A 26,543-nucleotide genomic window follows, 5' to 3' on the forward strand; every position below is an offset into this window, starting at 1 on the left:
ATCCGGTTTCAGTCACTTTCGGGGGTGTTCGAGAGGTCGCGTGCGTCCTAATGTGACGCCATGAGCAACGCCCCCCGATTCATCCATCTGCGCACCCATTCCGAGTATTCCTTGCTGGAAGGAGCGCTACGCCTGAAGAAACTGCCGGGCTTGTGCGCGGCGGTTGGTATGCCGGCGGTCGCGCTGACCGACACGAACAACATGTTCGCAGCGTTGGAGTTTTCGGAATACGCATCCGGCGCAGGCATCCAGCCGATCATTGGCTGCCAGGTCGATCTGACCTACGAGCAAGCCGCCCCCGGCGAGCGCCCTCGCACCCCTGCGCCCATCGTGCTTTTGGCACAAAGCGAGCGCGGCTACGAAAACCTGATGAAGCTGAACTCGTGCCTGTATCTGGACTCGGACGGTCAGTTGCCGCAGGTCTCGGTCACGCAGCTGGACGTTCACAGTGAAGGGCTGATCTGCTTGACGGGCGGACCAGATGGCCCCATCGGGCGGCTTTTGCGAGCAGGGCAGATGCCCAAAGCGGATGCGCTGATGCGCGACCTTGCCCGTATTTATCCTGACCGTCTTTATGTGGAGCTACAGCGCCACCCCGTCGATGGTGGCCTACCTGAGGCAGAGCAAAAATCCGAGCGAGGCCATGTGGAACTGGCCTATGGCATGGGCCTGCCTTTGGTTGCTACAAATGACGCCTATTTCCCCAAGCCCGATATGTACGAGGCGCATGATGCGCTGATCTGCATTTCGGAAGGTGCTTACGTGGATCAGCAGGAAGGCCGCCGCCGCCTGACGCCGCAGCATTATTTCAAGTCGCCGCAAGAAATGGCGACGCTTTTTGCCGACCTGCCGGAAGCGCTGGAGAACACCGTGGAGATCGCGCGACGCTGTGCGTTCAAGGTCTACACCCGTGACCCCATCCTGCCGAAGTTTGCTGATGACGAGGTGGAGGAACTGCGCCGTCAGGCCCAAGAGGGGCTGAAGGCGCGGCTGGCGGTGATCCCCCATGCGGCATCGGTCGAGGAGTACGAGGCGCGGCTGGAATTCGAGCTGGGCATCATCGAAGGCATGGGCTTTCCGGGCTACTTCCTGATCGTTGCGGACTTCATCAAATGGGCCAAGGATCACGACATTCCGGTGGGGCCCGGTCGGGGCTCAGGCGCGGGCTCGCTGGTGGCCTATGCGCTGACGGTGACCGACCTTGACCCGCTGCGATACTCCTTGCTGTTCGAGCGGTTCTTGAACCCCGAACGGGTATCCATGCCCGACTTCGACATCGACTTCTGCATGGACCGCCGCGAAGAGGTGATCCGCTACGTGCAAGAGAAATACGGCCGCGACAAGGTGGGGCAGATCATCACCTTTGGCGCGCTGTTGTCCAAGGCCGCCGTGCGCGACGTGGGCCGCGTTTTGCAGATGCCTTACGGGCAGGTGGACCGGCTGTCGAAGATGATCCCGGTGGAAGGGGTCAAGCCGGTTTCGATCGAGAAAGCCTTGGCCGACGAGCCGAAGCTGCGCGAAGAGGCGAAGAACGAAGAGGTCGTGGCGCGGCTTTTGGACTACGGACAACAGGTCGAAGGGTTGCTGCGCAATGCCTCGACCCACGCGGCGGGCGTGGTGATCGGTGACCGCCCGCTGGACGAGTTGGTGCCGCTCTACCAAGACCCACGCTCCGACATGCCCGCGACCCAGTTCAACATGAAATGGGTGGAGCAAGCTGGGCTGGTGAAGTTCGACTTTCTGGGCCTGAAGACCCTTACGGTGATCCAAAACGCCATCGACCTGATTATCCCGTCGCGGCCCCTTCATGTGGACGCCGAGGGCAACACGCTGTTCGAACCGCCCGCAGGTGCGGAGAACGACATCGGGGCGATTCCGTTGGACGACAAGAAGTCCTACGACCTCTATTCCGCCGCTAAGACCGTCGCCGTTTTCCAGGTGGAAAGCTCGGGTATGATGGATGCGCTGCGGCGTATGAAGCCGACCTGTATTGAGGATATCGTGGCTTTGGTGGCGTTGTATCGTCCCGGCCCGATGGAAAATATCCCGACCTATTGCGAGGTGAAGAACGGCACCAAGGAGCTGGAGTCAGTCCACCCGTCGATTGACCATATTCTGGCCGAAACCCAAGGCATTATTGTTTACCAAGAACAGGTTATGCAGATCGCGCAGGTCATGGCGGGCTACTCGCTTGGCGGTGCCGACCTGCTGCGCCGTGCCATGGGTAAGAAGATCAAAGAGGCGATGGACGCAGAGCGGCCCAAATTTGAGAAAGGGGCCAAAGAGAACGGCGTCGACGCGAAGAAGGCCCGCGAGGTGTTCGACCTTCTGGAGAAGTTCGCCAACTACGGCTTCAACAAGTCCCACGCGGCAGCCTATGCGGTGGTCAGCTACCAAACGGCGTGGTTGAAGGCGAACCATCCGGTGGAGTTCATGGCAGGCGTCATGAATTGCGATTTGCACCTGACGGACAAGCTGGCCGACTATTTCAATGAAATCACGAAGAAGATGGACTTGGAGGTGGTGCCGCCCTGTGTGAACCGCTCCGAGGCGATGTTTACCGTCGGCGACGGCAAGGTCATCTACGCGCTTGGCGGACTTAAAAACGTCGGCGTCGAGGCGATGAAACTCGTGACCGAGGGGCGTGGCGATAGTCCGTTCACCACGCTCTACGACGTGGCGCGGCGCGTAGATTTGAAACGCGTAGGCAAGCGTCCATTGGAAATGCTGGCGCGCTCCGGCGCGTTTGATCAGCTCGATCCCAATCGCCACCGCGTGTTCGCGTCCTTGGATGGGCTGGTGAATTACTCCGCCGCGATCCACGAGCAACGTAACTCCAATCAAGTGTCGTTGTTTGGCGAGGCGGGTGACGACCTACCCGAACCGCGCCTGTCGCCAGTCGAAGACTGGTTGCCGGCCGAACGCCTGATGGAAGAGTTCAAGGCAATCGGTTTCTACCTGTCCGGCCACCCGCTCGACGACTACATGTTGTCGCTGAAACGCAAAGGCATCATGACGCTGACCGAGATTGAAAACCGCGCTCAAGGCGGGCCGTTCGTGGCGCAGCTTGCGGCGAATATTGCGGGGCGTCAGGATCGCAAGTCGGCCCGCGGCAACCGGTTCGCATTCGTGCAAGGCTCAGATCCGACAGGGCAATTCGAGGTCACGGTGTTCTCCGACACGCTGGAAAAATCCGGCGAGCATATGGTTTCGGGGGCCAACGTGGTGTTAACCGTTGAGGCCACGCTGGAGGCAGAGCAGCTGAAACTGCTATGCCGCGGGGCACAGCCCGTGGACGGAGCGGTTGCGGATGCTGGCTCCATCGGCTTGAAGATTTTCGTTGAGGACGACAGTTCGATTGCAGCCATTGCATCAGTGCTGGAGCGCTCTGGCCAAGATCCAAAGATCCGCGCGCGGGGGCCAGTGTCACTGTGCCTGATGTCGCCGGATTTACCGGGGGAGGTGGAGGTGTCGCTCGGCGACCGCTTTGCCGTGAACCCGCAGGTCAAGGGCGCGATCAAGTCGCTGAATGGCGTGGTGATGGTGGAAGAGGTCTAGCTTACCAATGCGGCGGGCGTTGGTCTGCCAGAACGGCGCTGCCACCGACGTCCAGCTCCTGCTCGGCGGAGCGTTGCATCAGCATTTCCACACGGCGGGTGAGGGTGGCGATCTCGGTTTCCTGACGAGCCACGATGTCGGACATATCCTCGACCGTGCGGGTCAGGTGGGCGATCTTCTCTTCCAGCTGGGTCGTGTCAGTCATCGGTGCCTCCGGTTTTCATGTCGCAGATATGGCGCTTTGCTTGCCCCCGCAAGGGCTGCGGGGTAAAGGCTGGGCCGAACAACGCAAGCAGGACGTCCCGTCATGGCCAAAGTCAAAAAGCAGCCCCGCCCCAAGGCCGTCACCCCGAAAGGGTTTCGCGACTACTTCGGCGCGGAGGTCACTCAGCGAAAGGCGATGCTGGACAAGATATCTGAAGTCTATCAGCTCTACGGGTTCGAGGCGCTGGAAAGCAGTGCTGTCGAAACCGTGGAGGCACTTGGTAAGTTTTTGCCAGACGTGGATCGCCCCAACGAGGGTGTGTTTGCATGGCAAGAAGATGATGACGCCGATTGGCTGGCGCTCCGCTACGATCTGACGGCCCCGCTGGCCCGCGTTTATGCGCAATACCGCAACGATTTGCCGACGCCGTACCGCCGCTACGCGATGGGTCCGGTTTGGCGCAACGAGAAGCCCGGCCCGGGGCGGTTCCGGCAGTTTTATCAGTGTGATGCGGATACCGTTGGGGCGTCTTCCGTCGCAGCCGATGCCGAGATTTGCGCGATGCTGGCTGATACGTTGGAAGCCGTCGGCATCCCGCGTGGTGACTATATTGTGCGGGTGAATAACCGCAAGGTTTTGAACGGGGTTTTGGAGAGCATCGGCCTTAGTGACGACTTGATCGTAAACCCGCGGCCGATGACCTTGGATGAAGCGGCGCTGGCGCTTTATTCCGATATGGTCAAACGGAACATTGAGTCAATTTCTCGCTTGGATGTCCTCCGGCAGATCGACAAATTTGACAAGGTTGGTCGAGAAGGCGTTAAGCAACTACTCACCGCTGGAAGAAAAGATGATTCAGGAGCATTTATTGATGGTGTCGGCCTGCCCGATGAAGCGGCGGAAAGAGTTATTTCCTTTCTTACTGCCAAATCTAGCAATTCAGCTGAAACTCTCGAGAATTTAAAGGTTGCAGTGGGATCATCTGCCATCGGACGTGAGGGTGTTGCTGAACTTGAGATGATCTCAGAGTTACTCGCCTACCAAGGCTACGAAGCTGACCGTATCGTCATCGACCCATCAGTCGTCCGTGGCCTCGGTTACTACACCGGCCCCGTCTACGAGGCCGAACTCACCTTCGAAATCAACGACGAGAAAGGCCGCCCGCGCCAATTCGGCTCGGTCGCTGGCGGTGGGCGCTATGACGACCTGGTCAAGCGCTTCACGGGCCAAGAGGTGCCCGCAACGGGGGTCTCCATCGGTGTCGACCGGTTGCTGGCGGCGTTGCAAGCCAAAGGCCGCATGACCAAGGAAACCGTCGGCCCCGTCATTGTCACGGTCATGGATCGCGACCGCATGGCACATTACCAAAGCATCGTCGGTGAGCTGCGCGCGGCGGGTATCCGTGCGGAGGTCTATTTGGGCAACCCCAAAAACTTTGGCAACCAGTTGAAATACGCGGACAAGCGCAACGCGCCATTGGCGATCATCGAAGGCTCGGACGAGGCGGAGCGGGGCGTGGTGCAGGTCAAGGACCTTGTGCTGGGCGCAGAGATCGCCAAGACCGCGTCGCTTGAGGAATGGAAAGGCCAGCCTGCACAAAGTGAAGTGAAGCGCAGCGAGCTGGTCGCTGTGATCAAGAAAATGCTGGGCTGAACATGGACCGGGTTCGCCAACAAACAGAGCGGCTGTCGCGTCTTTTTCGTGATGCAGGGGCTGTTCCGGTGGAAACGTCGGTACTGCAACCTGCGGATACCTTGTTGGACCTCTATGGCGAGGACATCCGCGCACGGGCTTATGTGACCTCGGATCCTGTTCTGGGCGAGCAAATGCTGCGCCCCGACTTTACGGTACCGGTTGTGCAGCGTCACATGGAAGAGGGTGCGGAACCCGCGCGATATACCTATCAAGGTTTGGTGTTTCGTAAACAGGAAGCCGGAACAGGTCGTGCATCTGAATACACGCAAGTGGGTTACGAAGTGTTTGACCGCACGGACCCGTCTGGCGCTGATGCGGAAGTTTTCGCGTTGTTTGCCCAAGCCTTGGAGGGTGTGACTCTGGACGCTTTCACAGGCGATATCGGCATTCTCACTGCAGCGGTTGCGGGGCTGTCGACGACCGAGCGGCGGCGCAGTGCGTTGCTGCGGCACTTATGGAGGCCCATGCGCTTTCGCGCGTTATTGGAGCGTTTCAGCGTGCCAGCGTCCCGCGTGGTCCCGCAGCTGGTGAGCGATTTGCCTGAAATCGGGTTGCGCAGCTCTGGGGAAGTGGAAGCGCGCTTGGCTGCGCTGCGCGAAGATGCGCAAACGGCACCGCTGGATGCAACCGAGCTGCGTGCGTTGCAGGCAATTTTGGAAGTATCGGACGTTGCACCGAACGCCTTGGCAAGCTTGCGCAAAATAGCTGACGGCCTGCCCGCCATTTCCGGCGCGCTTGATCAACTTGAAGCCCGGTTATCAGCTTTGGCGTCCCGCGGCGTGGACGTGGATCAGTTGAATTTCTCGGGTGCCTACGGGCGCACGACCATGGAATACTACGACGGTTTCGTCTTTGGATTTCACGCGGATGCTCAGGTACCGGTGGCAACAGGTGGGCGCTATGACGCTTTGACACGTGTACTGGGGCAGGGGCGCGAAATCCCCGCTGTGGGCGGTGTCATTCGCCCTGAACTGCTGGAGGCGCTGGCATGATCAAGCTTGGCATTCCCTCCAAAGGGCGTCTGATGGAGGACACGTTCGCATGGTTTTCTGCGCGCGGTGTTACGTTGGCGCGCACCGGATCAGACCGCGAATATGCGGCCGAGGTGTCGGGCGTGGACGGCGTATCCTTGGTGCTGTTGTCGGCGGGGGAAATCCCGCGCGAGATGGCGGCTGGCCGCATTCACCTAGGGGTGACGGGCACGGATATGGTGCGTGAGAAAATTCCGCTGTGGTCCGAGAAAATCACTTCCTTGGCGGAAATGGGATTTGGTCATGCGGATTTGATTATTGCCGTCCCCAATTTCTGGTCGGATGTGGAAACGGTCGGGGACCTTGATGCTGTCGCAGCGGCCTTTCGCAAAGATCACGGTTTCCGTCTTCGCATCGCGACCAAGTATCACCGCTTGGTGCGGGAATATCTGCAAAAGCAGGGCGTGGCTGACTATCAACTGGTCGACAGCCAAGGAGCGACGGAAGGGACCGTGGCCAACCTGACTGCAGAAGCGATTGCGGACATCACCTCGACCGGAGCGACCTTGGAGGCCAATCATCTGCGGATGCTGTCTGACGGGCCTATACTGGCTTCTCAGGCGACGTTGTTCGCAAGCAAGGTCGCTGATTGGTCTGATTGCGATCTGGCCAGTCTGGCGCAGGTACTTGGGCTAGAGAATCCCGATATCGGCGAGTGCTGCTGACAGTTCCGGCGGCAGCGCGTCTTCTTTGGCGCGGCGGGCGGAAATATCTGGCGGCGCGTCCTCGGGCTTGAGGTAGCGCCAGCCTTGGAACGGTTTTTTCAGGACGGGGGCGGTGCGGATCAGGTCCGGCTCGAACACGAGCGCACAGCGACGGATGCCGTCCTGACCGATAACCTCATCCAAACGCAGCAATTTCTGGCGGGCTTGCACGACGCCTTTGATGACCCAATAAATGGAGCCACCGTCCAGAAGCTCGGCCTCCCGCTTGGGCCACATGCGAGTGATGTGGCGCGGCAGGCCGTCAGGGCCTTTGGGCCGCGGCGAATTGTGCCACGCTTTGAGGCTTTCTACCGATTCTGTGCCAACGCTTAGCTTGATGAGATTGATCATATCTATATATTGTATGCTTCCCGCTCCCGACTTCAATGCGATTCCAATCCCTAGGATGCCGATATGACCGCTTTCGCCGCCCCCATTGCCGAGCAAATCTGGGACATGAAGTACCGTTTCAAGGATGCGGACGGTACTCCGGTGGATGAAACCGTCGAGGATACGTGGCGGCGGATCGCCCGTGATCTGGCGAAGGTCGAGGATAACCCTGCGCAGTGGGAAGAGACATTTTACGACGCGCTTGCTGATTTCAAATACCTGCCCGCCGGTCGCATCATCGCGGGGGCCGGCACCAAGCGGTCGGTGACGCTGTTCAACTGCTTCGTGATGGGGACGATTCCCGACGACATGGGCGGAATCTTCCAGATGCTGAAAGAGGCTGCGCTGACGATGCAGCAGGGTGGCGGGATCGGCTACGACTTCTCCACTATCCGGCCCAAGGGTGCGGATGTGAAAGGCGTGGCTGCGGATGCCTCCGGCCCGTTGTCATTTATGGATGTGTGGGACGCGATGTGCCGCACGATCATGTCCGCAGGCTCGCGCCGCGGGGCGATGATGGCCACCATGCGTTGCGACCACCCTGATGTGGAGGCGTTCATCGCCGCCAAACAGGACGCCGCGCGACTGCGTATGTTCAACCTGTCCGTGCTGATCACCGACCCGTTCATGGAAGCGGTAAAAGCGGATGGTCCGTGGGATTTGGTGTTTGACGGCAAGGTCTACAAAACGGTGCAGGCGTTGGATCTGTGGAACAAGATCATGCGCGGCACGTATGACTACGCGGAGCCGGGCGTGATCTTCATCGACCGGATCAACGCCGCGAACAACCTGTCCTACGTGGAGCAGATTGCGGCGACCAATCCTTGCGGCGAGCAACCCTTGCCACCCTATGGCGCGTGTCTTCTGGGCTCGATCAACATGGCGCGTCTGGTGGATCGACCGTTTGAGGACGGGGCAGATCTGGATGAGGCAAAGCTGACCGAACTGGTGTCTGTTGCAGTGCGGATGATGGACAACGTGGTGGACGCGTCCAAATTTCCTTTGGAGGAACAGGCGCGTGAAGCCCATGCGAAGCGTCGCATCGGTTTGGGGGTCACCGGCTTGGCCGATGCCCTGTTGATGGTGGGATCGCGCTATGGCTCCGAGGAAGCGGCGCGTCTGACCGAGCGCTGGCTGCACGCGGTCGCCCGCGCCGCGTATCTGGCGTCGGTGGATTTGGCGAAGGAAAAAGGCGCGTTTCCGCTGTTCGATGCGGAGGCTTATTTGGCGTCAGGCACGATGCAAGCGATGGACAAGGATGTGCGTGAAGCCATCCGCGAACACGGCATTCGTAATGCTTTGCTGACGTCAATCGCGCCGACGGGAACCATCTCTCTTTATGCGGGCAACGTGTCGTCGGGGATCGAGCCGGTGTTTGCCTATGCCTACACCCGCAAGGTCTTGCAGAAAGACGGCTCTCGCACCGAGGAAGAAGTGGTCGACTACGCCGTGCAGATGTGGCGCGACAAGTTCGGTGACGTTGAATTGCCGGAGTATTTCGTGAACGCTCAGACGCTGGCACCACTGGACCATGTGCGGATGCAGGCGGCGGCGCAGAAATGGGTGGATTCGTCGATCTCTAAAACCATCAACTGCCCGGAAGATATCAGCTTTAACGATTTCAAAGATGTTTACATGGAAGCGTGGGACACTGGCTGTAAAGGCTGCACGACCTATCGGCCCAACGCAGTGACCGGATCGGTTTTGAGTGTGTCGGAGAGCGCTGATACCACCCCATCCGAGAACCCTGAAACGGCCACGGACGGCGACGTAATCTACATGTCCGAGCCTCTGGACCGCCCCGCAGAATTGGAAGGCCAAACCTACAAGGTGAAGTGGCCCGACAGCGAGCACGCGATTTACATCACCATCAACGACATCGTTTTGAACGGCCATCGCCGCCCCTTCGAGGTGTTCATCAACTCCAAGAACATGGAGCATTTCGCGTGGACTGTGGCACTGACCCGCATGATCTCGGCCGTGTTCCGGCGCGGGGGCGACGTGTCCTTTGTGGTTGAGGAGTTGAAGGCGGTGTTCGACCCGCGCGGTGGTGCGTGGATGAATGGCAAATACATCCCCTCCATTCTGGCGGCGATTGGGGGCGTGATCGAGAAACACATGATCGCCACCGGCTTCATCGCGGGCGAAGGAATGGGGCTAAAAACCGACCCCCATGCGCAAGTTGTGAATCTCAGCGGCAATCGTGGCCCAGCGTGTCCAAGCTGCGGCCAGTATGATTTGCGCATGGTCGAAGGGTGTATGACTTGCGGATCATGCGGCCACTCCAAATGCGGCTAACGGGCTGACGGTCGAACCCGCCACGCTCAGGTGGCGGACGTATCTCCAAGTTCGGGAACGCCGCCGTAGGTGCGGGGCGCGCCGTGGATGACTGGTGCGGGAGCAGGGATCGAGACAGGCCCGTTGGGTGTTTGCACAGTGATCCGCCGCAAATGCGGATGCGAGGACAGGCCCGCCATATCGTTCACGTTGGCCAAGGCGACATCCGAGCGCAGCAAGGCCTGCGTCACCTCATCAACGGTCATCTCGGAGAATTTGGCCGCTATAAGCGCATCGGTTTTCGTACGGTTTTGCACCCTTGCCACATTGGTCGCAAATGGCGGATCAATGCCCAAACGCTCGTCGCCTAAGAATTCGCGACACAGGCGTCGCCATTCCCTGTCACTTTGCACGGAGATCAGAACGAGCTTTCCGTCTTTGGTCTCAAACACGCCGTAGGGGGCAATTGACGGATGCATCATGCCTTGCCGCGTCGGGCTGTTGCCGCCTTCATGATTGAGCAACGGGACGGTCAGCCATTCGGCGATCACGTCAAACATCGACACGGAAATGCTGGTGCCCTTGCCGGTGATGCCTCGCTGGATCAGCGCCTCAAGGATGGCAGCATGGGCGGTGGCACCTGTGGCGATATCGACGACGGAAAGACCCACGCGGGACGGCTCTGACGGGCCGCCAGTGATGGAGCACAGCCCCGATTCAGCCTGTATGAGCAGATCGTAGGCCTTGCGCTCTGCCATCGGCCCGCTTTCGCCATAGCCATTGATCGCGCAGGAAATCAGGCGGGGGTAGGCCTGTGTCAGTCTTTCCGCACCGAAGCCCAGCCGGTTCAGGGCCTTGTGCTTCAGGTTCTGGATCAAGATGTCTGCTGTACCAAGAAGTTCCTCCAAGGTGGCCTTGCCTGCGTCTGTCGCCAAGTCGCAAACCAGCGAGGTCTTGCCACGGTTGAGCCAGACGAAATAGCTCGACTGGCCCGCCGCGGCGGTATCGTATCCCCGCGCAAAATCGCCACCGGGGCGTTCAATCTTGATGACTTCCGCCCCCGCATCTGCAAGGCGGGCAGAGGCGAACGGGGCCGCCACCGCTTGCTCGATCGCGATGACTTTGAGACCTGTCAGCGGTAGTTCCTGCGTCATCAGAAAGACCTCGGCAGGCCAAGCACATGCTCGGCGACATAGGACAAGATCAGGTTGGTCGAGATGGGTGCGACCTGATACAGGCGGGTTTCACGGAATTTACGTTCGATGTCATATTCGCAGGCAAAACCGAAACCGCCGTGGAATTGAAGGCAGGCATTGGCGGCTTCCCATGATGCTTTGGCGGCGAGGTATTTTGCCATGTTTGCCTGCGCGCCGCAGTCCTCGCCTGCATCATAACGTCGGCAGGCGTCGTAGCGCATCAGGTTGGCCGCCTCGATTTCGATGAACGCCTCCGCGATTGGAAATTGTACGCCTTGGTTCTGGCCAATGGGGCGCCCGAAAACGGTGCGTTCGCTGACATACTTGGTCACGCGGTCGGTGAACCAGTAGCCGTCCCCGATGCATTCTGCTGCGATCAATGTGCGTTCGGCGTTCAGGCCGGTCAGGATATATTTGAAGCCCTTGCCTTTCTCGCCGATCAGGTTCTCCTCGGGGATTTCCAGATTGTCAAAGAACAGCTCGTTTGTTTCGTGGTTTACCATGTTCAGAATGGGCCGCACGGTCATGCCGTTTTGCATCGCGTCTTTGATGTCGACGAGGAAGATCGACAGGCCTTCAGATTTCTTCTTCACCTCTGACAACGGTGTCGTTCGGGCCAGCAGGATCATCAGGTCCGAGTGCTGCACGCGGCTGATCCAGACCTTCTGCCCGTTGATCACATAGCGGTCGCCCTTCTTGACAGCAGTTGTCTTGAGCTGCGTCGTATCTGTTCCAGTCGTGGGCTCTGTCACACCCATGGATTGCAACCGCAATTCGCCGGAGGCGATGCGGGGCAGGTATTTCTGGCGCTGCTCTTCAGAGCCATGTCGCACCAAGGTGTTCATATTATACATTTGGCCATGGCACGCGCCGGAATTGCCGCCTGCGCGGTTGATTTCTTCCATGATGACGGAGGCTTCCGTCAACCCAAGCCCCGAGCCTCCGTATTGTTCGGGAATCAAAGCCGCCATCCATCCAGCCTTAGTCAGCGCATCGACGAATGCTTCGGGGTAGCAGCGCTGTTCGTCGATCTTGCGGTGGTATTCGTCGGGAAACTCGGCGCAAAGCGCGCGTATCGCATCGCGTATATCTTCAAATTCGTCAGTGGTGTGTTGAAGCATGATCACTCTCGTCGACATGGGGGCTGAAATTCGCAATGCTTGCGTATGGGGATCACTATGGCCCTCACCATTCTGATACTGCAAACATATAAAACCATCGCCGCGTTATGGCTTTGCGCTATTGGCTGTCGGCATATAAAATCCAACCGACAAGGAGATTTATCATGGAATTGAAAACAGGCATGTCAGCGGTTGTGACCGGTGGTGGATCAGGTTTGGGCGAAGCGACGGCACGCGCATTGGCGGCCAAGGGTTTGAAGGTCGCAATCTTTGACCGCAATGCGGAGGCCGGGCAGGCCGTCGCTTCCGATATTCGCGGCCTGTTTTGTAACGCCGACGTCACCGACAATGAAAGCATGGTCTCAGCGTTTGAAGTCGCGCGCAATGCCCATGGGCAGGAACGTGTTTTGGTTTCTTGTGCGGGCATCGCACCGGGGGCGAAAACTGCCTCGAAGGGCCAGCCACATGACGCGCAACTGTTTCGCACGGCGTTGGATGTGAACCTGTATGGCGTTTTTCTGGCGTCGTCTTTGGCTGCCGCTGGAATGTCCGAAGCAGATGCTTTGAATGACGATGGCGAGCGGGGGGTGATCATCAACACAGCCTCAATCGCGGCCTTTGACGGGCAGGTCGGGCAGATTGCCTATGCGGCGTCAAAAGCGGGTATCGTCGGGATGACCCTGCCGATGGCGCGCGATCTAAGCCGCTCCGGTATTCGCGTCATGGCCATCGCGCCGGGCCTGTTCATGACGCCGATGATGAAAGGGCTACCGCAAGACGTGCAAGACTCCTTAGGCGGGCAAACACCCTTTCCTCAACGGCTGGGTGATCCGGAAGAGTTTGCGGCGCTCGTCTGCTCCATCTGCGAAAATGTGATGATGAACGGCGAAGTCATCCGGCTGGACGGCGCAATTCGTATGGGGCCTAGGTAACTGCGCATCTTCGACCGTCAAGCGGTCTAAGGCCCGACCGGTCGAAGCCCTAGAATTTCACGGGCTTGCTGCCAAGTCGCGACAGGGCGATCGTATTTTTCGCACAGCCCGACCGCGCGTTTTACCAAGGCTGCGTTTGACGGGGCGAGGGTCTCGCGGTCCCAACGGATGTTGTCCTCTAAGCCTGTTCGCGTATGCCCACCTTGCGCGATTGACCATTCATTGACCTGAATTTGTGCCGGTCCAACGCCTGCCGCGCACCACTCTGCGTCAGGGGCGAGGCGGTTTAGCGTTTCAATGTAGAAATCGAAAATACGCTTGTCCGCCGGCATGGCATTCTTCACGCCCATCACGAATTGCACATATAGTGGCCCTTTTAGCCGCCCGTCGGCAGCCATGCGCGTGGCCTGAACGATATGGCTGAGGTCGAAGGCCTCAATCTCTGGTTTCACATCATATTTCAGCATTTCGGCTGCCAGCCAGTCCACCAGATCGGGGCTGTTTTCGTAAACGCGGGTCGGGAAGTTGTTAGACCCCACAGATAGTGATGCCATATCCGGAGCCAGGGGCAGCATCCCGCCGCGGTCACGCCCCGAGCCAGAGCGCCCGCCGGTTGAGAGTTGGATAATCATCCCTGGGCAGTGTTTTTCTATACCTTCTTTCAGCCGCGCGAACCGCTCCGCGTCCGAGGTAGGTTTGCCTTGATCGTCGCGAACATGGCAATGCGCAATGGAGGCACCTGCCTCGAAAGACGCATGCGTGCTTTCGATCTGTTCGGTGATTGTGACGGGCACAGCAGGGTTGTCGGCTTGAGTTGGGACGGATCCCGTAATGGCCACGCAGATGATGCAGGGTTTAGACATTGTGGTGTTCCTCTAGACTCCGATCAGCTGGGCTATGCACTCGCCTCGGACGATTGCTGAAACGATAGGGGAGGGCATCTCGTGATGCAATTCACGTCCCGTGAAAGCCTCTAAAGGTACGCCTAAACCGTGTCGCCCTTGCGCATCTTTTCTTGCACATCCGCGATGTCCGCATTGCTTAACGCATAATCGCGTTTGGCCGTCTCGGCGGTGATGTAGCCTCGCAAAAGATCGCTCTTGATCAGGTCAAGCGACCGTTCCGCAGGATCGCCATAGCCCGCGCCGCCGGGCAGGGCGAGCATGACCTTCCGGCCGTGCGGGACGAACTGCTTGCCCTTGCCATACATCTTGGACCCGTCGTCTTGCGCGATGGTGGTGCAGGCCCCCGCCTTGCCGCCGCGACGCCCGCGGGCGGGATGATCGACACGGTCAAACATGGCCTGAAAGTCGAACTCGTGCCCCTCGCGTGCGCCGACCTCCATGTATTGCCCCAACCCGCCGCGTTGCTTTCCGGCACCGCCTGAATCGGGGCGCAATTCTTTGCGCCAGATGATCACCGGCCCCGCGTGTTCCGTGGCTTCAATCGGCATGGTCATAACGCCGGACGGGAAGGCCGTAGCGTTCAGGCCGTCATGCTCGGGACGCGCGCCAGCGCCGCCGGAATTAAAGGTCAGCACCTCGGAGCGCACGGCACTTGCTGGGGCAGGCGCGTCGGTACGCGGGCGTAAGGACACTTGGAAGTTGCACAGACAGCCTGCGCCTTCGGCAGGCACGACGCCCGGCAGAATTTTATCCAAGGCGTCATAGACGGTGTCGGGCACGAAATGGCCCACAATATGACGCAAGGCCACGGGGGCAGGGTGCACAGCGTTCACGATGGTATTTGCCGGTGCTTCAATCTCGAACGGAGCCAATGAGGCCGCGTTATTTGGGATCTCCGGCGCAATCGCGCATTTCAACGCATAGCAGGCATAGGCCTTGGCGTAGACCAGTGGGCAGTTGATGCCTTTCTTGTCGACGCCCGAGGTGCCAGTGAAGTCCGACACGATCCGGTCTTCCTCAATGGTCAGTTTGACCTTCAAGGTGATCGGCGTGGCAAAGCCGTCCACCGTCATCTCGCCTTCCGCACTGGTGCGGGGCAGGGCGGCGATACGCTCCAGCGTGGCGCGGCGGGAATTGTCAAGGATGAACGCAGCGATGCCGTCCAGATCGTCCAGCCCGAACTCCTTCATCATCTCGATCAGGCGGCGGTGGCCGATCTCGTTACAGGTCGCCAGCGCATACATGTCGCCGATGAGCTGGTCGGGCTCGCGTACGTTGCCGCGCACGATGCGCACGAGGGTTTCGTCCACCTCGCCGCGCTCCGCGAATTTCATGATCGGGATATATAGCCCTTCCTCGTAAATGCTCGCCGCATCCGCCCCGAAGCCGCGCCCGCCGATATCCACGATATGCGCGGTGCAGGCGAAGAAGCCAACTAGCACGCCGTTATGGAACGACGGTGTCACCATGGTGATGTCGTGCAGGTGGCCAGTGCCTTCCCAAGGGTCGTTGGTCAGGTAGACGTCGCCTTCAAAGATGTTCTGCCGCCCGATGCGTCGGATGAAATGCGCGACCGCGTCGGCCATGGCGTTCACGTGGCCAGGCGTTCCGGTGACCGCCTGCGCCAGCATCCGGCCATGGGTGTCGTAGACCCCCGCAGACAAGTCGCCCGCTTCGCGAACGGAGGTCGAGAACGCGGTGCGCACCAAAGCCTGCGCCTGCTCTTCGACGACTGAAATCAGGCGGTTCCACATGACCTGATAGGCGACGTTGGACTGTGACTGTGCCATGTGACTCAGGCCCCCTTCTTGGTGGTGATGTCGATGCAGCCGTCGGGCTGACGGATGGCTTTCCGCGAGGACGGCACGATGATCGTCGTCTCGTCCTCGGTGATGGCGGCGGGGCCTGTAACCTCTGCGCCCTCATTCATATCGTCACGTAACACAACGGAGGCTTGCGCGAAGTCCGCAGTGGCCGGATCGAATAGCGAACGGGAGCCGTGGATCGGGGCGGCACCACTGGGCTTGGCGGGCGCGATCTTCGCCACTTTTTCGGGCGGTGTCGTGGCATTGACCGACCAGACGGTGATTTCGATATCCATGCCTGTAACTGCGCGGCCGAACAGCTTGGTGTAGTCCTCGACAAACCGCGCCTCAAACGTCGCCGCGTCGGGGTTCATCGCCTGCGCTTCCGTCAGGGTGATGGGGATTTCCCAGCCTTGCCCCGTGTAGCGCATGTAGACCTTGAATTCCGACAGAATGTCGCTCTCCGCATCGCAGTTGCGCACGAAGCCGGTGGCCTCGCCCTTCAGGTCACTCAACAGCGCCTTGATCTTGTCCGCGTCGAAGTCCGACAGCTTCATATAGACCGAGCGGTTGGCCTCGAAGCTGAACGGCGCACGCAGGAAGCCGATGGCGGAGCCGACGCCCGCTCCGGGCGGTACCAGCAGGCGGTCCACTCCCAACTTTTCGCACAAACGACCCGCGTGCAGCGGGGCCGCGCCGCCGAATGCGATCATGGTGTATTCGCTCAGGTCTTCGCCATTTTCGACGGCATGGACACGTGCCGCGTTCGCCATGTTTTCGTCCACCACTTCGGCCAAGCCGAAGGCCGAGGTCGCGGCGTCCATGTCCAGCACGTCACCCAGAACAGCGCGCAACGCGGTTTCCGACGCGGCGGTTTCCAGCTTGATCGAGCCGCCCGCGAAGTTGTCGGGGTCCAGCTTGCCCAGCATCAGGTCCGCATCCGTCACCGCAGGCTTGTCGCCGCCGCGCCCGTAGCAGGCCGGTCCCGGCTCGGAGCCCGCACTTTCCGGCCCGACGCGGATTTGGCGCATCGCATCAACATGGGCGAGCGACCCGCCGCCCGCGCCAATTTCCACCATGTCGATCACGGGGATCGAGATGGGCATGCCGGAGCCTTTCTTGAAGCGATACGTCCGGGCCACCTCGAACACCCGCGACGTCTTCGGCGTCTGATCCTTGATCAGGCATATCTTGGCCGTCGTGCCGCCCATGTCGAAGGACAGCACCTTGTCCAACCCATAGCGCGCGGCGATGTTGGCGGCGAACACCGCACCACCGGCAGGGCCGGATTCGACCAGACGCACGGGGAACTCAGCGGCATTCTCCAGCGAGATAATCCCGCCTCCCGAATGCATCAGGAAGATGTTGCAGTCGACGCCTTCGTCTCGCAAACGCCCCTCAAGACGCCCCAGATAGGACTTCATCAGCGGCTTGATATAGGCGTTGGCCACGACAGTATTGAACCGTTCATATTCGCGCATCTGGGGGCTGACTTCCGACGACAGCGAGATCATCACGTCCGGTAAGCGCTTTGCCAGCACGTCGCGCACCAGTTTTTCGTGCGTGTCGTTGAGGTAAGAGTGGATCAATCCGATGGCGACACTGTCATATCCGGCCTCTGCGATGGCCTCGACCACCGGCTCGATATTCGCCTCGGTCAGGGGCAACAACTCGGACCCAGTCGCATCAATCCGCCCCGGCACGGTGTAGCGGCATTGGCGGGGCAGCAAGGGCTCGGGGATGTTGAGGTTCAGGTCGTATTGCTCGAACCGCGATTCCGTGCGCATCTCGATCACGTCGCGGAAGCCTTCGGTGGTGATCAGCGCGGTTTTCGCCCCGCGCCGCTCGATCAGAGCGTTGGTGGCAAGGGTCGTGCCATGGATGATCTGCCCGATATCGGCAGGCGTCACATCGGCCTTGGCGCAAACCTGCTGCATCCCGTCGATGATGGCGTTCTCCGGCGCGATGTAGGTCGTCAGAACCTTGGTGGAGAACGACGCGCCGTCCACCTCCAGCACCACGTCGGTAAACGTGCCGCCAATGTCTACACCCAGTCGAATCGAGGAAGTTTTCATACAGATCACCCAAGGAGTTTTAAGAAGAGTAGGTGAAGTTGAAGGATATAATCCAATTATTTATATAAATTCTAGTGATAGATTTTAGTTATCTAGTGTTTGTTGCTTTCCTTGAAGTCTGTTGCGGTTTCTTCGGCAATGCGGGCGGCATGTAATACGAACCTCGCCACTTTCTCGGCATGGTAACGCGCGCAGAAGCGTAGAGGGTTGGGGGCCCAATCCACGCAGAGATGTACCAGCTTCCCGGCGGCAATATCCTTGGCCACCATTGCTTCCGGCAACAAAGACACCCCCATTCCGTCTAGCGTCATTTGCAAACAGGAGGACATCGAACTTGAAGGAACAAAGCCTGCCTTTGGCAAGGCATTGGCGTCTGCATGGTCCGACAATTCGGTGAAGGCTTGTGTGTGGCGGGCATGCGTTAACAAGGTATGAGGGATCAAATCCTTCACGGTCAGTTTGGTCGGAAGCTCCGCTGAAATTGCAGGGGAGGCCACCCAAACATAGGGATATTCACCAAGTTCAATCTGGCCAGTCACAGTGGTTGCGAAGGGGGCGGTTTGCAGTGTCAGGTCTAGCTCGTTAAGAGCCAACGCGCGGTCCAGTGTGCGGGACAAGTCTACGGTTAACTCAAAGGAAACCTCGGGATAGGCCGCTTTGAGGCGCCGCAGATATTCATGCAGCCAAGTCGCCGCGATCAACTCGGTGACGCCAAGCCGCAGGCGGTTCTGCACAAGGTCGGGGCGGGCTGCAACTTCGATCAGCTCTTCCGCCTGACGTAGGACCGCACGGGCGGCTTGCAGGATTTCGCGGCCTTTATCTGTAAGTCGCACCGACCCAGCATCGCGCTGCATCAGAATTGTACCAAGCGTCGCCTCAAGGCTCGCAATGCGCGACGAGATGTTTGGCTGGGTGGTGTTCAAATGCTGGGCAGCTTTGCGAAAACTGCCCAAATCGGCCACCCAGACAAGGGCTTCGAGTTGTTTAAGGGTGAATGTGTTGCCGAGCATAGTCAGCGTTTAGCACCCTGCGATTGCCTTCGCCATGCCGAGCAGCATTTCGGTGTAAAGCGACGGCCCGATTGGAAGCGTCGACCCCAGCGGGTCCAAAACAGCGACGCGGGCATCGGTTCCGTCTAGCACGGTTGCCACCAGCCCTTCCGAAAACTGCGGTTCCGAGAACGCGCAGGATACACCCTTTTCACGCACCAATTCTTGGATGCGTTCAACCCGCGCCGGACCGGGCGCAGTTGCATCTCCAAGCGAAATCGCCGCGCTGGCTTCGACATCAAAACGTGCTTCGAAGTAATGAAAAGCGTCGTGGAAGACGATGAATGTTTTCCCTTTGGCCGGAGCCAAAATGCGCTCGATTTCGACCGTTGACGCGTGAAGGTCGGCCTCGGCGCGTTGCGCATTCGCTGCATATGTATCTGCATTCTCTGGATCAAGGACGGAAAGTTCAGACGCGATGATTGCAAGCCAAGCCGCCGCGTTATCCGGGTTTAACCACGCGTGCGGGTCAACATCGGAATGATCGTCATGATCGTCATGGCCATCATGATCGCCGTGGTCATGCCCGTCGGCCTCGAAGGCGGCGTCGGTTCGAAACGCCAGAGTTTCGGTCTCGGACCGGTGCAGAAATTCGATATTTTTGGCATTCGGTGCAAGGCGATCCAGAAGCGGTTCGAGCCAAGGCGTCAACCCGTCCCCGACCCAGAACACGGCTTGCGCCTGCTCCAATGCACCAGCTTGAGATGGCCGAAGCGAAAAACTGTGCGGAGAGGCATTGGCCGTGACAAGCAATTCCGGCGTGCCCAAATCCCCCATGACCTGTGCGACGAGGGAATGGATGGGGGCAATGTCAGTGACGACGCGAGGAGTCTCGGCAAGAGCAACCTGCGGGAGCGAAAGAAGAAGGGAAGCAAGAGCGGGGCGCAGCATAGGTCACCTATGTGATTGTATAACATATCGCGCTTTGATAGACGTTACTTTATAACACATCAACCCCATGTTTCAGGAGCCCCCATGGAATCGCTCGGTTTCAAGCATCATGATCATTCCAGTTGCATTTCAGGCGGTGTCGCAGCGGTGGCGCAGACCTGCGCTGACGAGGGGCTGCAATTTACCCCTGTTCGCAAGCGGGTGTTGGAAATCCTGCTGGAAGGGCACCGCGCGATCGGGGCCTATGAAATTCTGGATATCTTGCGCGAAGAGGGTATGGGGTCCCAGCCACCCGTGGCTTACCGCGCACTGGATTTTCTGGTGAAATACGGGTTTGCCCACAAGATCGAGCGCCTGAATGCGTTCATTGCGTGCTCCCATCCAGGTGACGCCCATGCTGCCGCTTTCCTGATTTGCCGGAGCTGCGATGCGGTCGCAGAAACTGTTACAGCACCGGCAGGTGGTCGGCTTGGCAAGGCCGCGGAAGAGACAGGGTTCACAATTGAACGCACGGTTTTGGAGGCAGAAGGCGTGTGCCCGAATTGTCAGGGTAAATCTGAATGAGCGCTCTGGTCGAATTCCAAAACGTGAACCTGAGCTATGGGGCTCAAAAGGTGCTCGATGACGTCAATCTGAGCATCGCACCCGGCGAGATTGTCACCATTGTGGGGCCAAACGGTTCCGGCAAGTCGTCGCTGCTGCGTGCGTTGATTGGGGCGTTGAAGCCCGCGTCGGGGCAAATCAATCACGCATCGGGTTTGCGCATTGGCTACGTGCCGCAAAAACTGCATATCGACCCGACCCTCCCCATGACGGTGAGGCGGTTCCTAAGCTTGCCATTGAAAATCTCCGATACGGAAGCGGCGCAAGCATTGCAGCAAGCCGGTGTCTCCGACCTTGGTCCGCGACAAATGTCGCGCCTGTCCGGCGGACAGTTTCAAAGGGTGCTACTTGCACGCGCCTTGCTTCATAAGCCGCAATTGTTGCTGCTGGACGAAGCCACTCAAGGTCTGGACCAACCCGGCTCCGCCGCGTTTTACCGCCATATCGAAAAGGTGCGGGACGAGTTGAACTGCGCCGTCCTGATGATCAGCCATGAGCTGCACGTTGTGATGAGCGCCTCCGACCGCGTGATCTGCCTGAACGGGCATGTCTGTTGCGAGGGCAAGCCCGATGTGGTTGCCTCTGCCCCCGAATACCGCGCCTTGTTCGGGAGTGGCACAGGCGGGGCGTTGGCATTGTATCGCCACGATCATGATCACGCCCATGGCGACGGGTGCGACCACGACCATCCACACGAGGTCGCAGAATGATGCTTGATAGCTTTCTCGTTCGCGCCGCCCTTGCAGGGCTTGGCGTTGCCGTGGCTGCCGCCCCCTTGGGTTGCTTCGTCGTCTGGCGGCGCATGGCGTATTTTGGAGACGCCACGGCGCATGCCTCGATCCTAGGCGTGGCGCTGGCGCTCAGCTTTAACATGTCGATTTTTGCAGGCGTGCTGGTCGTAGCCTTGGTGATGGCGACTACGGTATCCACCCTGTCAGGACGCGGCTATGCGATGGACACGTTGTTGGGTGTCTTGGCGCATTCGGCCATAGCGTTCGGATTGGTGGCGGTGTCCTTCCTCGAAGGTGTGCGCATCGACCTCATGGCCTATCTTTTCGGGGATATCCTTGCAGTTGGTCGTGTCGATCTGGCCGTGATCTGGGGGGGCGCGCTTCTGGTTCTGGCGCTGGTCGGATGGCGTTGGCAGCAACTTCTTACCGCCACGGTCAGCCCTGACCTGGCACATGCCAGCGGCATTGATCCGAAACGGGAGCAGCTGATTTTGACGATTGCACTGGCTGTGGTGGTGGCTGTCGCCATCAAGGTCGTGGGCGTACTGCTGATTGCCGCGTTGTTGATTATCCCGGCCGCCGCAGCGCGACCGTTGTCCGAGACACCGGAACGCATGGCCGCAATCGCCGCAGGCATCGGTGCGGTGTCCGCACTTGGGGGGCTGCAACTGGCCTATGCTTTCGACACACCTGCCGGTCCGACCATCGTTTGTGTCGCGGCGGGGGTGTTTGCACTGACGAGCCTGCTCAGCCTTATTCGGGATTAGCTTCCATCCAGTCGCGAAAACCTTCAAGCTCCGCCTGCAACGGAGGCCGTTTCGAGCGGCTCATGAACCATCCCGAAATGCGCGACCATCCGCCAAGGCGCATCTCGGTTGTGACGCGCAACATCGTGCCATCCCCTTCAGGGGTGAAGGTGGCTTCCAAAACACCCTCGGCGGGGAGTTTGCCGAAGATCGGGCTGTAATCGTCGCGCATGTCATAGGCCAAGGCAGGCATGACACCCGGCGTCATCTCATGCGGTGCCAAAGGAAGCACGCGGGTAATTTGTAGATGGCTCGCCATGCGGTGCGGCGCATCGACTTCGATCACGGTTTCGATCATTTCGGTCTTCAGTTCAGGGTAGATAAACATCCAAACCGCCTGCGTCCCGGGGCCGCCATCCACGATATTGGTGATTGTCACTTCGGTTCGGGTGGACGCATTGGCGGCACTCAGTCGTGCATCCGTATAGCGGCGGTAGACTTGTTCTTGAGGCAGCGCGATAAACACCTCGCCTGTCATACGTGTCACAGGTCAATCTCCACCAACCCATCCTTCTGAGCCGCGCGGGATTGGCATAAGATCAAGGATGTCGTGCGATCCGAGTTGGAAAGCACAAAATCGCGATGTTCGACCTCTCCGGTAATGAGACCACATTTGCACACGCCGCACAGCCCGTCAGAGCATTTGACATCCACATGCACCCCCTCACGCAGAAGGGCGTCGGTCGCGGCCTCGTCTTTGCTGACAGAGATGTCGCGTCCGGACTTGGCTAATCTCAAAACGAAATCGTGGTTCACGTAATCCGGCTGCTCGGGAACCGAGAAAAATTCCAGATGCCGCGTATCCTCGGGGAAGTCGTTCGCCTCAGCCGCGTCCATGACCGAAGCCATGTAGGCCTCCGGACCGCAGGTGTAGACATGCGCGCGGTCACGGTGTTGCAGCGTAGTCGCAAGGTCGCAGCGGGAGCCTTCGTCGGAGAAGTGATAGTGGACATTCTTCGCCCACGGCATCTTCGATAAATCCTCAAGAAATCCTGCCCCTGCCCGCGTCGAGCAGGAGTAGTGCAACGCGAACTCGGCGCCGATGGCGTGTAGCCTATGGGCCATGGAGATCATCGGGGTCACCCCGATGCCGCCGCCCATGAGGTAGGTGAATGACGCATCCTCATGCAGCGGGAAGTGGTTGATCGGCTTGGAAATATGCACCCGCCGCCCTTCCTCGAATATCCGGTGCATTAGTTTGGAACCACCGCGCCCGTGATCCTCGCGCAGTACCGCTATTTGATAGCGGGAGCGGTCGGCGGGGTCACCGGACAGGGAATATTGGCGCAGGAATTCAGGAGCAACCACCACGTCGATATGCGCGCCTGCCTCCACGAGGGGCATGTCGGAGCCGTCGGGCATGGCGAACTCGTACTTCGTCACTGTGTCGGTCATATGCTCGACCTTTAAGATCACCGCGCCCATGACGGGGCTGTCTTGCTGGTCGGCGGTGTAGATGTGCTCAGGTGCTAACCCCTTGGCACGGCGGGATTTATGTTCCGCCGCAGGGATCATCGCCTTGTAGGCGGCGATGCCCGCCTCGCGGTCCATCGGGTAGGGGTAGGCATAGGGCGGCGGGGCCAAGGGGGCGGGATAGACGGCCAGCGTCTGGTCTTCGTAGTGCAGGTCCAACCCCTTTTGCAGCCCGCGGGCGTTCACCGGATGGGCGGAGGGGCGGTAGGCCCCGTCGTCGACCATTTCCAGATCCCACCACCATTTCTTGACGGGGTTGATTTCGCCTTGCCCTGCCAAATCATCCAGCTTTGCCAAGGCTTTGGCAGCCTGCGGCAGGGTCATGGCCAGCTTGCGGAAAGGGGCTTCGGCGAACAGGCCTTCAAGGTTCCACGGGCAGGTTTTCATGCAGCGCCCGCACATCGCGCCATTCTTTTGGGCGACGCGGTAGGTGGTGCATTTCTGGCTGTCGGACTTCCAGATTTCGTAGCCGTTGAACATCAGTTTCGGGCCTGCGGTTATCGCACCTGAGGGGCATTCGCGGGCGCATTTATTGCAGGCTTCGCAGAACTTTTGAAGGCCGAAATCTATTGGTTTATCGTGGGTTAGCGGCATGTTGGTGGTCACCACGCCGGACTTCAGGCGGGGGCCTAGGAAGGGGTTGAGGATGACCTCGCCGATGCGGGAGACCTCGCCCAAGCCGGACAAAAGCAGCAGGGGCGGGTGCAGCACCTCGTCATCCATCACCGAATGGACGCGGGCGGTGTAGCCGAGGCGGCGCAGGTGTTCTGCCAGTACGCCACCCAGAAGCGAGAAGCGCAGGTAGGCGCGCATACTCTGCGCGCAGGCGATCCAGTCGTCGCCGGAGGCACCTTCCATGGTCTCATGGCCTTGGTCGATGATCATGGAAATCGCGTTGGAATGGTAGGGCGTGATCGGCTGTCCTGCCGCGTCATGGCTGTAATAAACCCAATCAGGACAAGCGCTTAGGCCTGCCGCATCGACACCAAGCCAATAGAGCGCGGCCTTGATGTTGGCAGCGTTGCGGTCGGGGTCGTGGGTGGACTCGTGGACCTCGGCGGCCTCTCCGTCTTGCAGCAAAACGAATGCCCCTAGGGACGGGCGGAAGGCAAATGCCGCCGCCGATTTGCGGACGTAGTTGCCGTTTTTTGTGGCCTCCTGTACCGTCTTTCCCATGTCGCCAAATAGTCCCCGCGCAAACAGGTTGGCGCGTTTGGGGACGCGGGCGACGTTGGGTTTGTCGATATAGGTGGTCGGGTTTTCGACCCGTTTGAGGGTCTCGAACGGGTGCGGGCCGTCGCGAAATTTGCGTGTCTGAAACGCGTCGGCAAAGCGTCGGCTTTTCGTATGGCCGGAAAGGCCGATGGCCCAAGACAGGCCCGGCTTGGCATTTGGGGCCAAAGGACGGTCCGCCGTCATCGCCAAAGTCGTGGTGACCACGGCCAATCCGTAGCGGTCGCCGATGAACGGGTTTGTCCCGTCCGCATGGTTCAGGCCCGACGCCACGGCCAGCTTGCCCAGATGTACGTCGCTCGCGGCCATGGAATGCGCCCGCGCATCGAAGCCCAGAGTGCGGATGTAGGAAGCCAGCGTCACCGCCGTCTCCATCCCGCGCAGGCAGGTGCGGTGGTCTTGGGCGTCGGTGATCCAGTCGCACCCGACCTCCTCCGCGTCGGGGTCGCGGGGCATGTCGTAGAGGAACACCAGCGCGTAGGTATGGTGTTCGCAAGCCTGCGGCGGGGCGCGCATGCTTTCGCGCAGACCCGCCATGATCACGTCGATGCCCGCGGCTAGCGTCTTGGGTTGCAACGTCCGCAGCTTCTCTGCGAGACGATCCACATCGGGGTTGACCAGCGGTGTGTCTAACCACGCCTCGGACGGTATCGCGCAGGTACCGACCATCGAGGCATCGCAGTAGTAGCCGAAGGCCTTGAGGTGGTTGGCTCGCTCTGACAGGTCTGACGGGATTTCGGCGATTTCCTTTTTCACCAACCCTTCGCGGGTGGCGTCGAGCATGGCCTGATATTCCTGCATCGCGTTGACGATGCTCAAAGGGTCTTCAGGCCGACGGAAGCTGACTTGCGCCATCGCGGGCACGCCGTTCAACGCAGCGCTGTCTACCCGCTCCAGCTTTTCCAAGGGGTAAGGTCCCAGATGGACGGGGCGGTTGCGGTAGGAGAAGAGTTTTGTCATTCAGGGCTGCTTCAAGGTTCTGCCAGCGCGCGGCGCATAGCGCTTGTTCTCATTGCTCATTATCGGCAGTGTCACGGAGCATTCATAGCGGGTCAAGAGAGGAACGGGCGGGGATATGACAGGGCAGATCAAAGGCTTGCTGTTTGACAAGGATGGCACCTTGCTGGATTTCGACGCGACTTGGGGCCAATGGGCCGCCGGGTTCTTTGAAGATTTGGCGCAAGGCGACGCGGGACTGAGCGCGCGTATGGCGGATGCGGCGAGGTTCGATGCAGCCACCAGAACCTTCCACCCCGACAGTCCGGTGATTGCCGATACCGCAGATATGGTGATTGATCTGTTACTGCCTTTCGTTCCTCATTGGGAGCGGCAGGCGCTGCTGGAATACGGCAACGAAAAAGCGGCGCAGGCCGAATTGGTGACCCCGTGTGCGCTGCCAGAGCTGTTCGACCGGTTCGATGCCATGGGGCTGCCGTTGGGGATCGCGACAAACGACGCGGAAAGCTCCGCGCAGGCACATATGCGCAAGTTGGGGGTCGAGACGCGGTTCGCGCGCATCCTGGGCTTTGATTCCGGCTTTGGCGGCAAGCCCGCGCCGGAGATGCTTTTGGCGTTCTCGGACCATTGCGGAATCGCCCCGTCGGAGGTGGCGATGGTTGGCGACAGCACCCATGACCTTCATGCGGGCCGGAACGCGGGGATGATTTGCGTGGGCGTTTTGACCGGCCCCGCAAGACGCGCTGAACTGGAGCCGCACGCGGATGTGGTTTTGGACAGCATCGCGGACATTCCGCACTGGTTGGCCGCGCGCTAGCCTTGCGCCAAAAGCGACGTAACCCGTCGGTAACCGCCAAACCTGCCCTTGGGGCGCGGTGCAAGCTGGGGAGGCAGTTAACACCGGAG

The 26,543-nt window shown here is 59.7% G+C and carries 21 protein-coding genes; 10 read left to right on the forward strand and 11 right to left on the reverse strand.

Features of this window, described 5'->3' with window-relative positions; genetic code table 11:
* Positions 1 to 60: 60 nt before the first annotated feature.
* Positions 61 to 3,558 (forward strand): DNA polymerase III subunit alpha, encoded by a 3,498-nt coding sequence (gene dnaE, locus BUB72_RS09795; protein WP_073143374.1) that lies wholly within the window; start codon positions 61 to 63, stop codon positions 3,556 to 3,558.
* A gap of 1 nt (position 3,559) precedes the next feature.
* Here the strand turns inward: dnaE and BUB72_RS09800 are convergent, their stop codons facing one another.
* Entirely contained in the window at positions 3,560 to 3,763 is a 204-nt protein-coding gene (locus BUB72_RS09800) for a SlyX family protein (RefSeq protein WP_073143376.1), read from the reverse strand.
* 102 nt (positions 3,764 to 3,865) lie between these two features.
* Here BUB72_RS09800 and hisS point away from each other — a divergent pair, with 102 nt between their 5' ends.
* Genes hisS through hisG form a run of 3 tightly spaced genes read left to right on the forward strand, consistent with a single transcriptional unit; the run spans position 3,866 to position 7,154 of the window.
* Positions 3,866 to 5,416: a histidine--tRNA ligase gene (gene hisS, locus BUB72_RS09805; protein ID WP_073143379.1), complete on the forward strand. Its 1,551-nt coding sequence runs from the start codon at positions 3,866 to 3,868 to the stop codon at positions 5,414 to 5,416.
* A 2-nt stretch (positions 5,417 to 5,418) separates the two neighbouring features.
* Positions 5,419 to 6,450 (forward strand): ATP phosphoribosyltransferase regulatory subunit, encoded by a 1,032-nt coding sequence (locus BUB72_RS09810; protein ID WP_073143381.1) that lies wholly within the window; start codon positions 5,419 to 5,421, stop codon positions 6,448 to 6,450.
* A complete protein-coding gene (hisG, locus tag BUB72_RS09815) occupies positions 6,447 to 7,154 on the forward strand; it encodes an ATP phosphoribosyltransferase (protein ID WP_073143383.1) in 708 nt (235 codons plus the stop codon). Before BUB72_RS09810 ends, hisG begins: the two co-directional genes overlap by 4 nt.
* Here the strand turns inward: hisG and BUB72_RS09820 are convergent.
* Positions 7,122 to 7,544, reverse strand: a complete 423-nt coding sequence (locus tag BUB72_RS09820) for a DUF1489 family protein (protein ID WP_073143386.1) — start codon at positions 7,542 to 7,544, stop codon at positions 7,122 to 7,124. The genes hisG and BUB72_RS09820 overlap by 33 nt on opposite strands.
* A gap of 63 nt (positions 7,545 to 7,607) precedes the next feature.
* Here BUB72_RS09820 and BUB72_RS09825 point away from each other — a divergent pair, with 63 nt between their 5' ends.
* Positions 7,608 to 9,881: an adenosylcobalamin-dependent ribonucleoside-diphosphate reductase gene (locus BUB72_RS09825; RefSeq protein WP_073143389.1), complete on the forward strand. Its 2,274-nt coding sequence runs from the start codon at positions 7,608 to 7,610 to the stop codon at positions 9,879 to 9,881.
* A gap of 26 nt (positions 9,882 to 9,907) precedes the next feature.
* On the opposite strand, the gene BUB72_RS09830 is transcribed toward BUB72_RS09825, so the two are convergent.
* The gene (locus BUB72_RS09830) at positions 9,908 to 11,014 is read right to left on the reverse strand and encodes a CaiB/BaiF CoA transferase family protein (RefSeq protein WP_073143391.1); all 1,107 of its coding nucleotides are present in this window, start codon (positions 11,012 to 11,014) and stop codon (positions 9,908 to 9,910) included.
* Complete coding sequence (locus BUB72_RS09835) at positions 11,014 to 12,177, reverse strand: acyl-CoA dehydrogenase family protein (RefSeq protein ID WP_073143393.1); 1,164 nt, start codon at positions 12,175 to 12,177, stop codon at positions 11,014 to 11,016. The genes BUB72_RS09830 and BUB72_RS09835 overlap by 1 nt, the downstream gene beginning before the upstream one ends.
* 164 nt (positions 12,178 to 12,341) lie before the next feature.
* Here BUB72_RS09835 and BUB72_RS09840 point away from each other — a divergent pair, with 164 nt between their 5' ends.
* Positions 12,342 to 13,109, forward strand: coding sequence for an SDR family NAD(P)-dependent oxidoreductase (locus BUB72_RS09840; protein WP_073143395.1), 768 nt, complete (start codon positions 12,342 to 12,344; stop codon positions 13,107 to 13,109).
* Between the two features lie 26 nt (positions 13,110 to 13,135).
* On the opposite strand, the gene BUB72_RS09845 is transcribed toward BUB72_RS09840, so the two are convergent.
* From BUB72_RS09845 to BUB72_RS09865, 5 genes are all read right to left on the reverse strand, one after another.
* The gene (locus tag BUB72_RS09845; RefSeq protein WP_073143398.1) at positions 13,136 to 13,972 is read right to left on the reverse strand and encodes a 3-oxoadipate:acetyl-CoA acetyltransferase; all 837 of its coding nucleotides are present in this window, start codon (positions 13,970 to 13,972) and stop codon (positions 13,136 to 13,138) included.
* 122 nt (positions 13,973 to 14,094) lie between these two features.
* Positions 14,095 to 15,804, reverse strand: coding sequence for a hydantoinase B/oxoprolinase family protein (locus BUB72_RS09850; RefSeq protein WP_073143401.1), 1,710 nt, complete (start codon positions 15,802 to 15,804; stop codon positions 14,095 to 14,097).
* A gap of 5 nt (positions 15,805 to 15,809) precedes the next feature.
* Positions 15,810 to 17,894, reverse strand: coding sequence for a hydantoinase/oxoprolinase family protein (locus BUB72_RS09855; protein WP_073143403.1), 2,085 nt, complete (start codon positions 17,892 to 17,894; stop codon positions 15,810 to 15,812).
* 92 nt (positions 17,895 to 17,986) lie between these two features.
* A complete protein-coding gene (locus BUB72_RS09860; RefSeq protein WP_073143405.1) occupies positions 17,987 to 18,904 on the reverse strand; it encodes a LysR family transcriptional regulator in 918 nt (305 codons plus the stop codon).
* 9 nt (positions 18,905 to 18,913) lie between these two features.
* The gene (locus BUB72_RS09865) at positions 18,914 to 19,834 is read right to left on the reverse strand and encodes a zinc ABC transporter substrate-binding protein (RefSeq protein WP_073143408.1); all 921 of its coding nucleotides are present in this window, start codon (positions 19,832 to 19,834) and stop codon (positions 18,914 to 18,916) included.
* Between the two features lie 84 nt (positions 19,835 to 19,918).
* On the opposite strand from BUB72_RS09865, the gene BUB72_RS09870 reads away from it, so the two are divergent.
* The 3 genes from BUB72_RS09870 to BUB72_RS09880 are packed head-to-tail and all read left to right on the forward strand — an operon-like array spanning position 19,919 to position 21,935.
* On the forward strand, positions 19,919 to 20,398 hold the full coding sequence (locus tag BUB72_RS09870; protein WP_073143411.1) for a Fur family transcriptional regulator: 480 nt from the start codon (positions 19,919 to 19,921) through the stop codon (positions 20,396 to 20,398).
* Positions 20,395 to 21,147 (forward strand): ATP-binding cassette domain-containing protein, encoded by a 753-nt coding sequence (locus BUB72_RS09875; protein ID WP_073143414.1) that lies wholly within the window; start codon positions 20,395 to 20,397, stop codon positions 21,145 to 21,147. The genes BUB72_RS09870 and BUB72_RS09875 overlap by 4 nt, the downstream gene beginning before the upstream one ends.
* Positions 21,147 to 21,935 carry a metal ABC transporter permease gene (locus BUB72_RS09880; protein WP_073143737.1) on the forward strand — a complete coding sequence of 263 codons (789 nt, stop codon included), beginning with the start codon at positions 21,147 to 21,149 and terminating at the stop codon, positions 21,933 to 21,935. The genes BUB72_RS09875 and BUB72_RS09880 overlap by 1 nt, the downstream gene beginning before the upstream one ends.
* Here BUB72_RS09880 and BUB72_RS09885 read toward each other — a convergent pair.
* Positions 21,922 to 22,461 (reverse strand): SRPBCC family protein, encoded by a 540-nt coding sequence (locus BUB72_RS09885; protein WP_139250653.1) that lies wholly within the window; start codon positions 22,459 to 22,461, stop codon positions 21,922 to 21,924. The genes BUB72_RS09880 and BUB72_RS09885 overlap by 14 nt on opposite strands.
* The gene (locus BUB72_RS09890; protein WP_073143419.1) at positions 22,458 to 25,640 is read right to left on the reverse strand and encodes a 4Fe-4S dicluster domain-containing protein; all 3,183 of its coding nucleotides are present in this window, start codon (positions 25,638 to 25,640) and stop codon (positions 22,458 to 22,460) included. The genes BUB72_RS09885 and BUB72_RS09890 overlap by 4 nt, the downstream gene beginning before the upstream one ends.
* A gap of 115 nt (positions 25,641 to 25,755) precedes the next feature.
* Here BUB72_RS09890 and BUB72_RS09895 point away from each other — a divergent pair, with 115 nt between their 5' ends.
* A complete protein-coding gene (locus BUB72_RS09895) occupies positions 25,756 to 26,454 on the forward strand; it encodes an HAD family hydrolase (protein WP_073143422.1) in 699 nt (232 codons plus the stop codon).
* The last annotated feature ends 89 nt before the right edge of the window (positions 26,455 to 26,543 follow it).

Source organism: Litoreibacter ascidiaceicola (genome assembly GCF_900129235.1).
Taxonomy (GTDB): domain Bacteria; phylum Pseudomonadota; class Alphaproteobacteria; order Rhodobacterales; family Rhodobacteraceae; genus Litoreibacter; species Litoreibacter ascidiaceicola.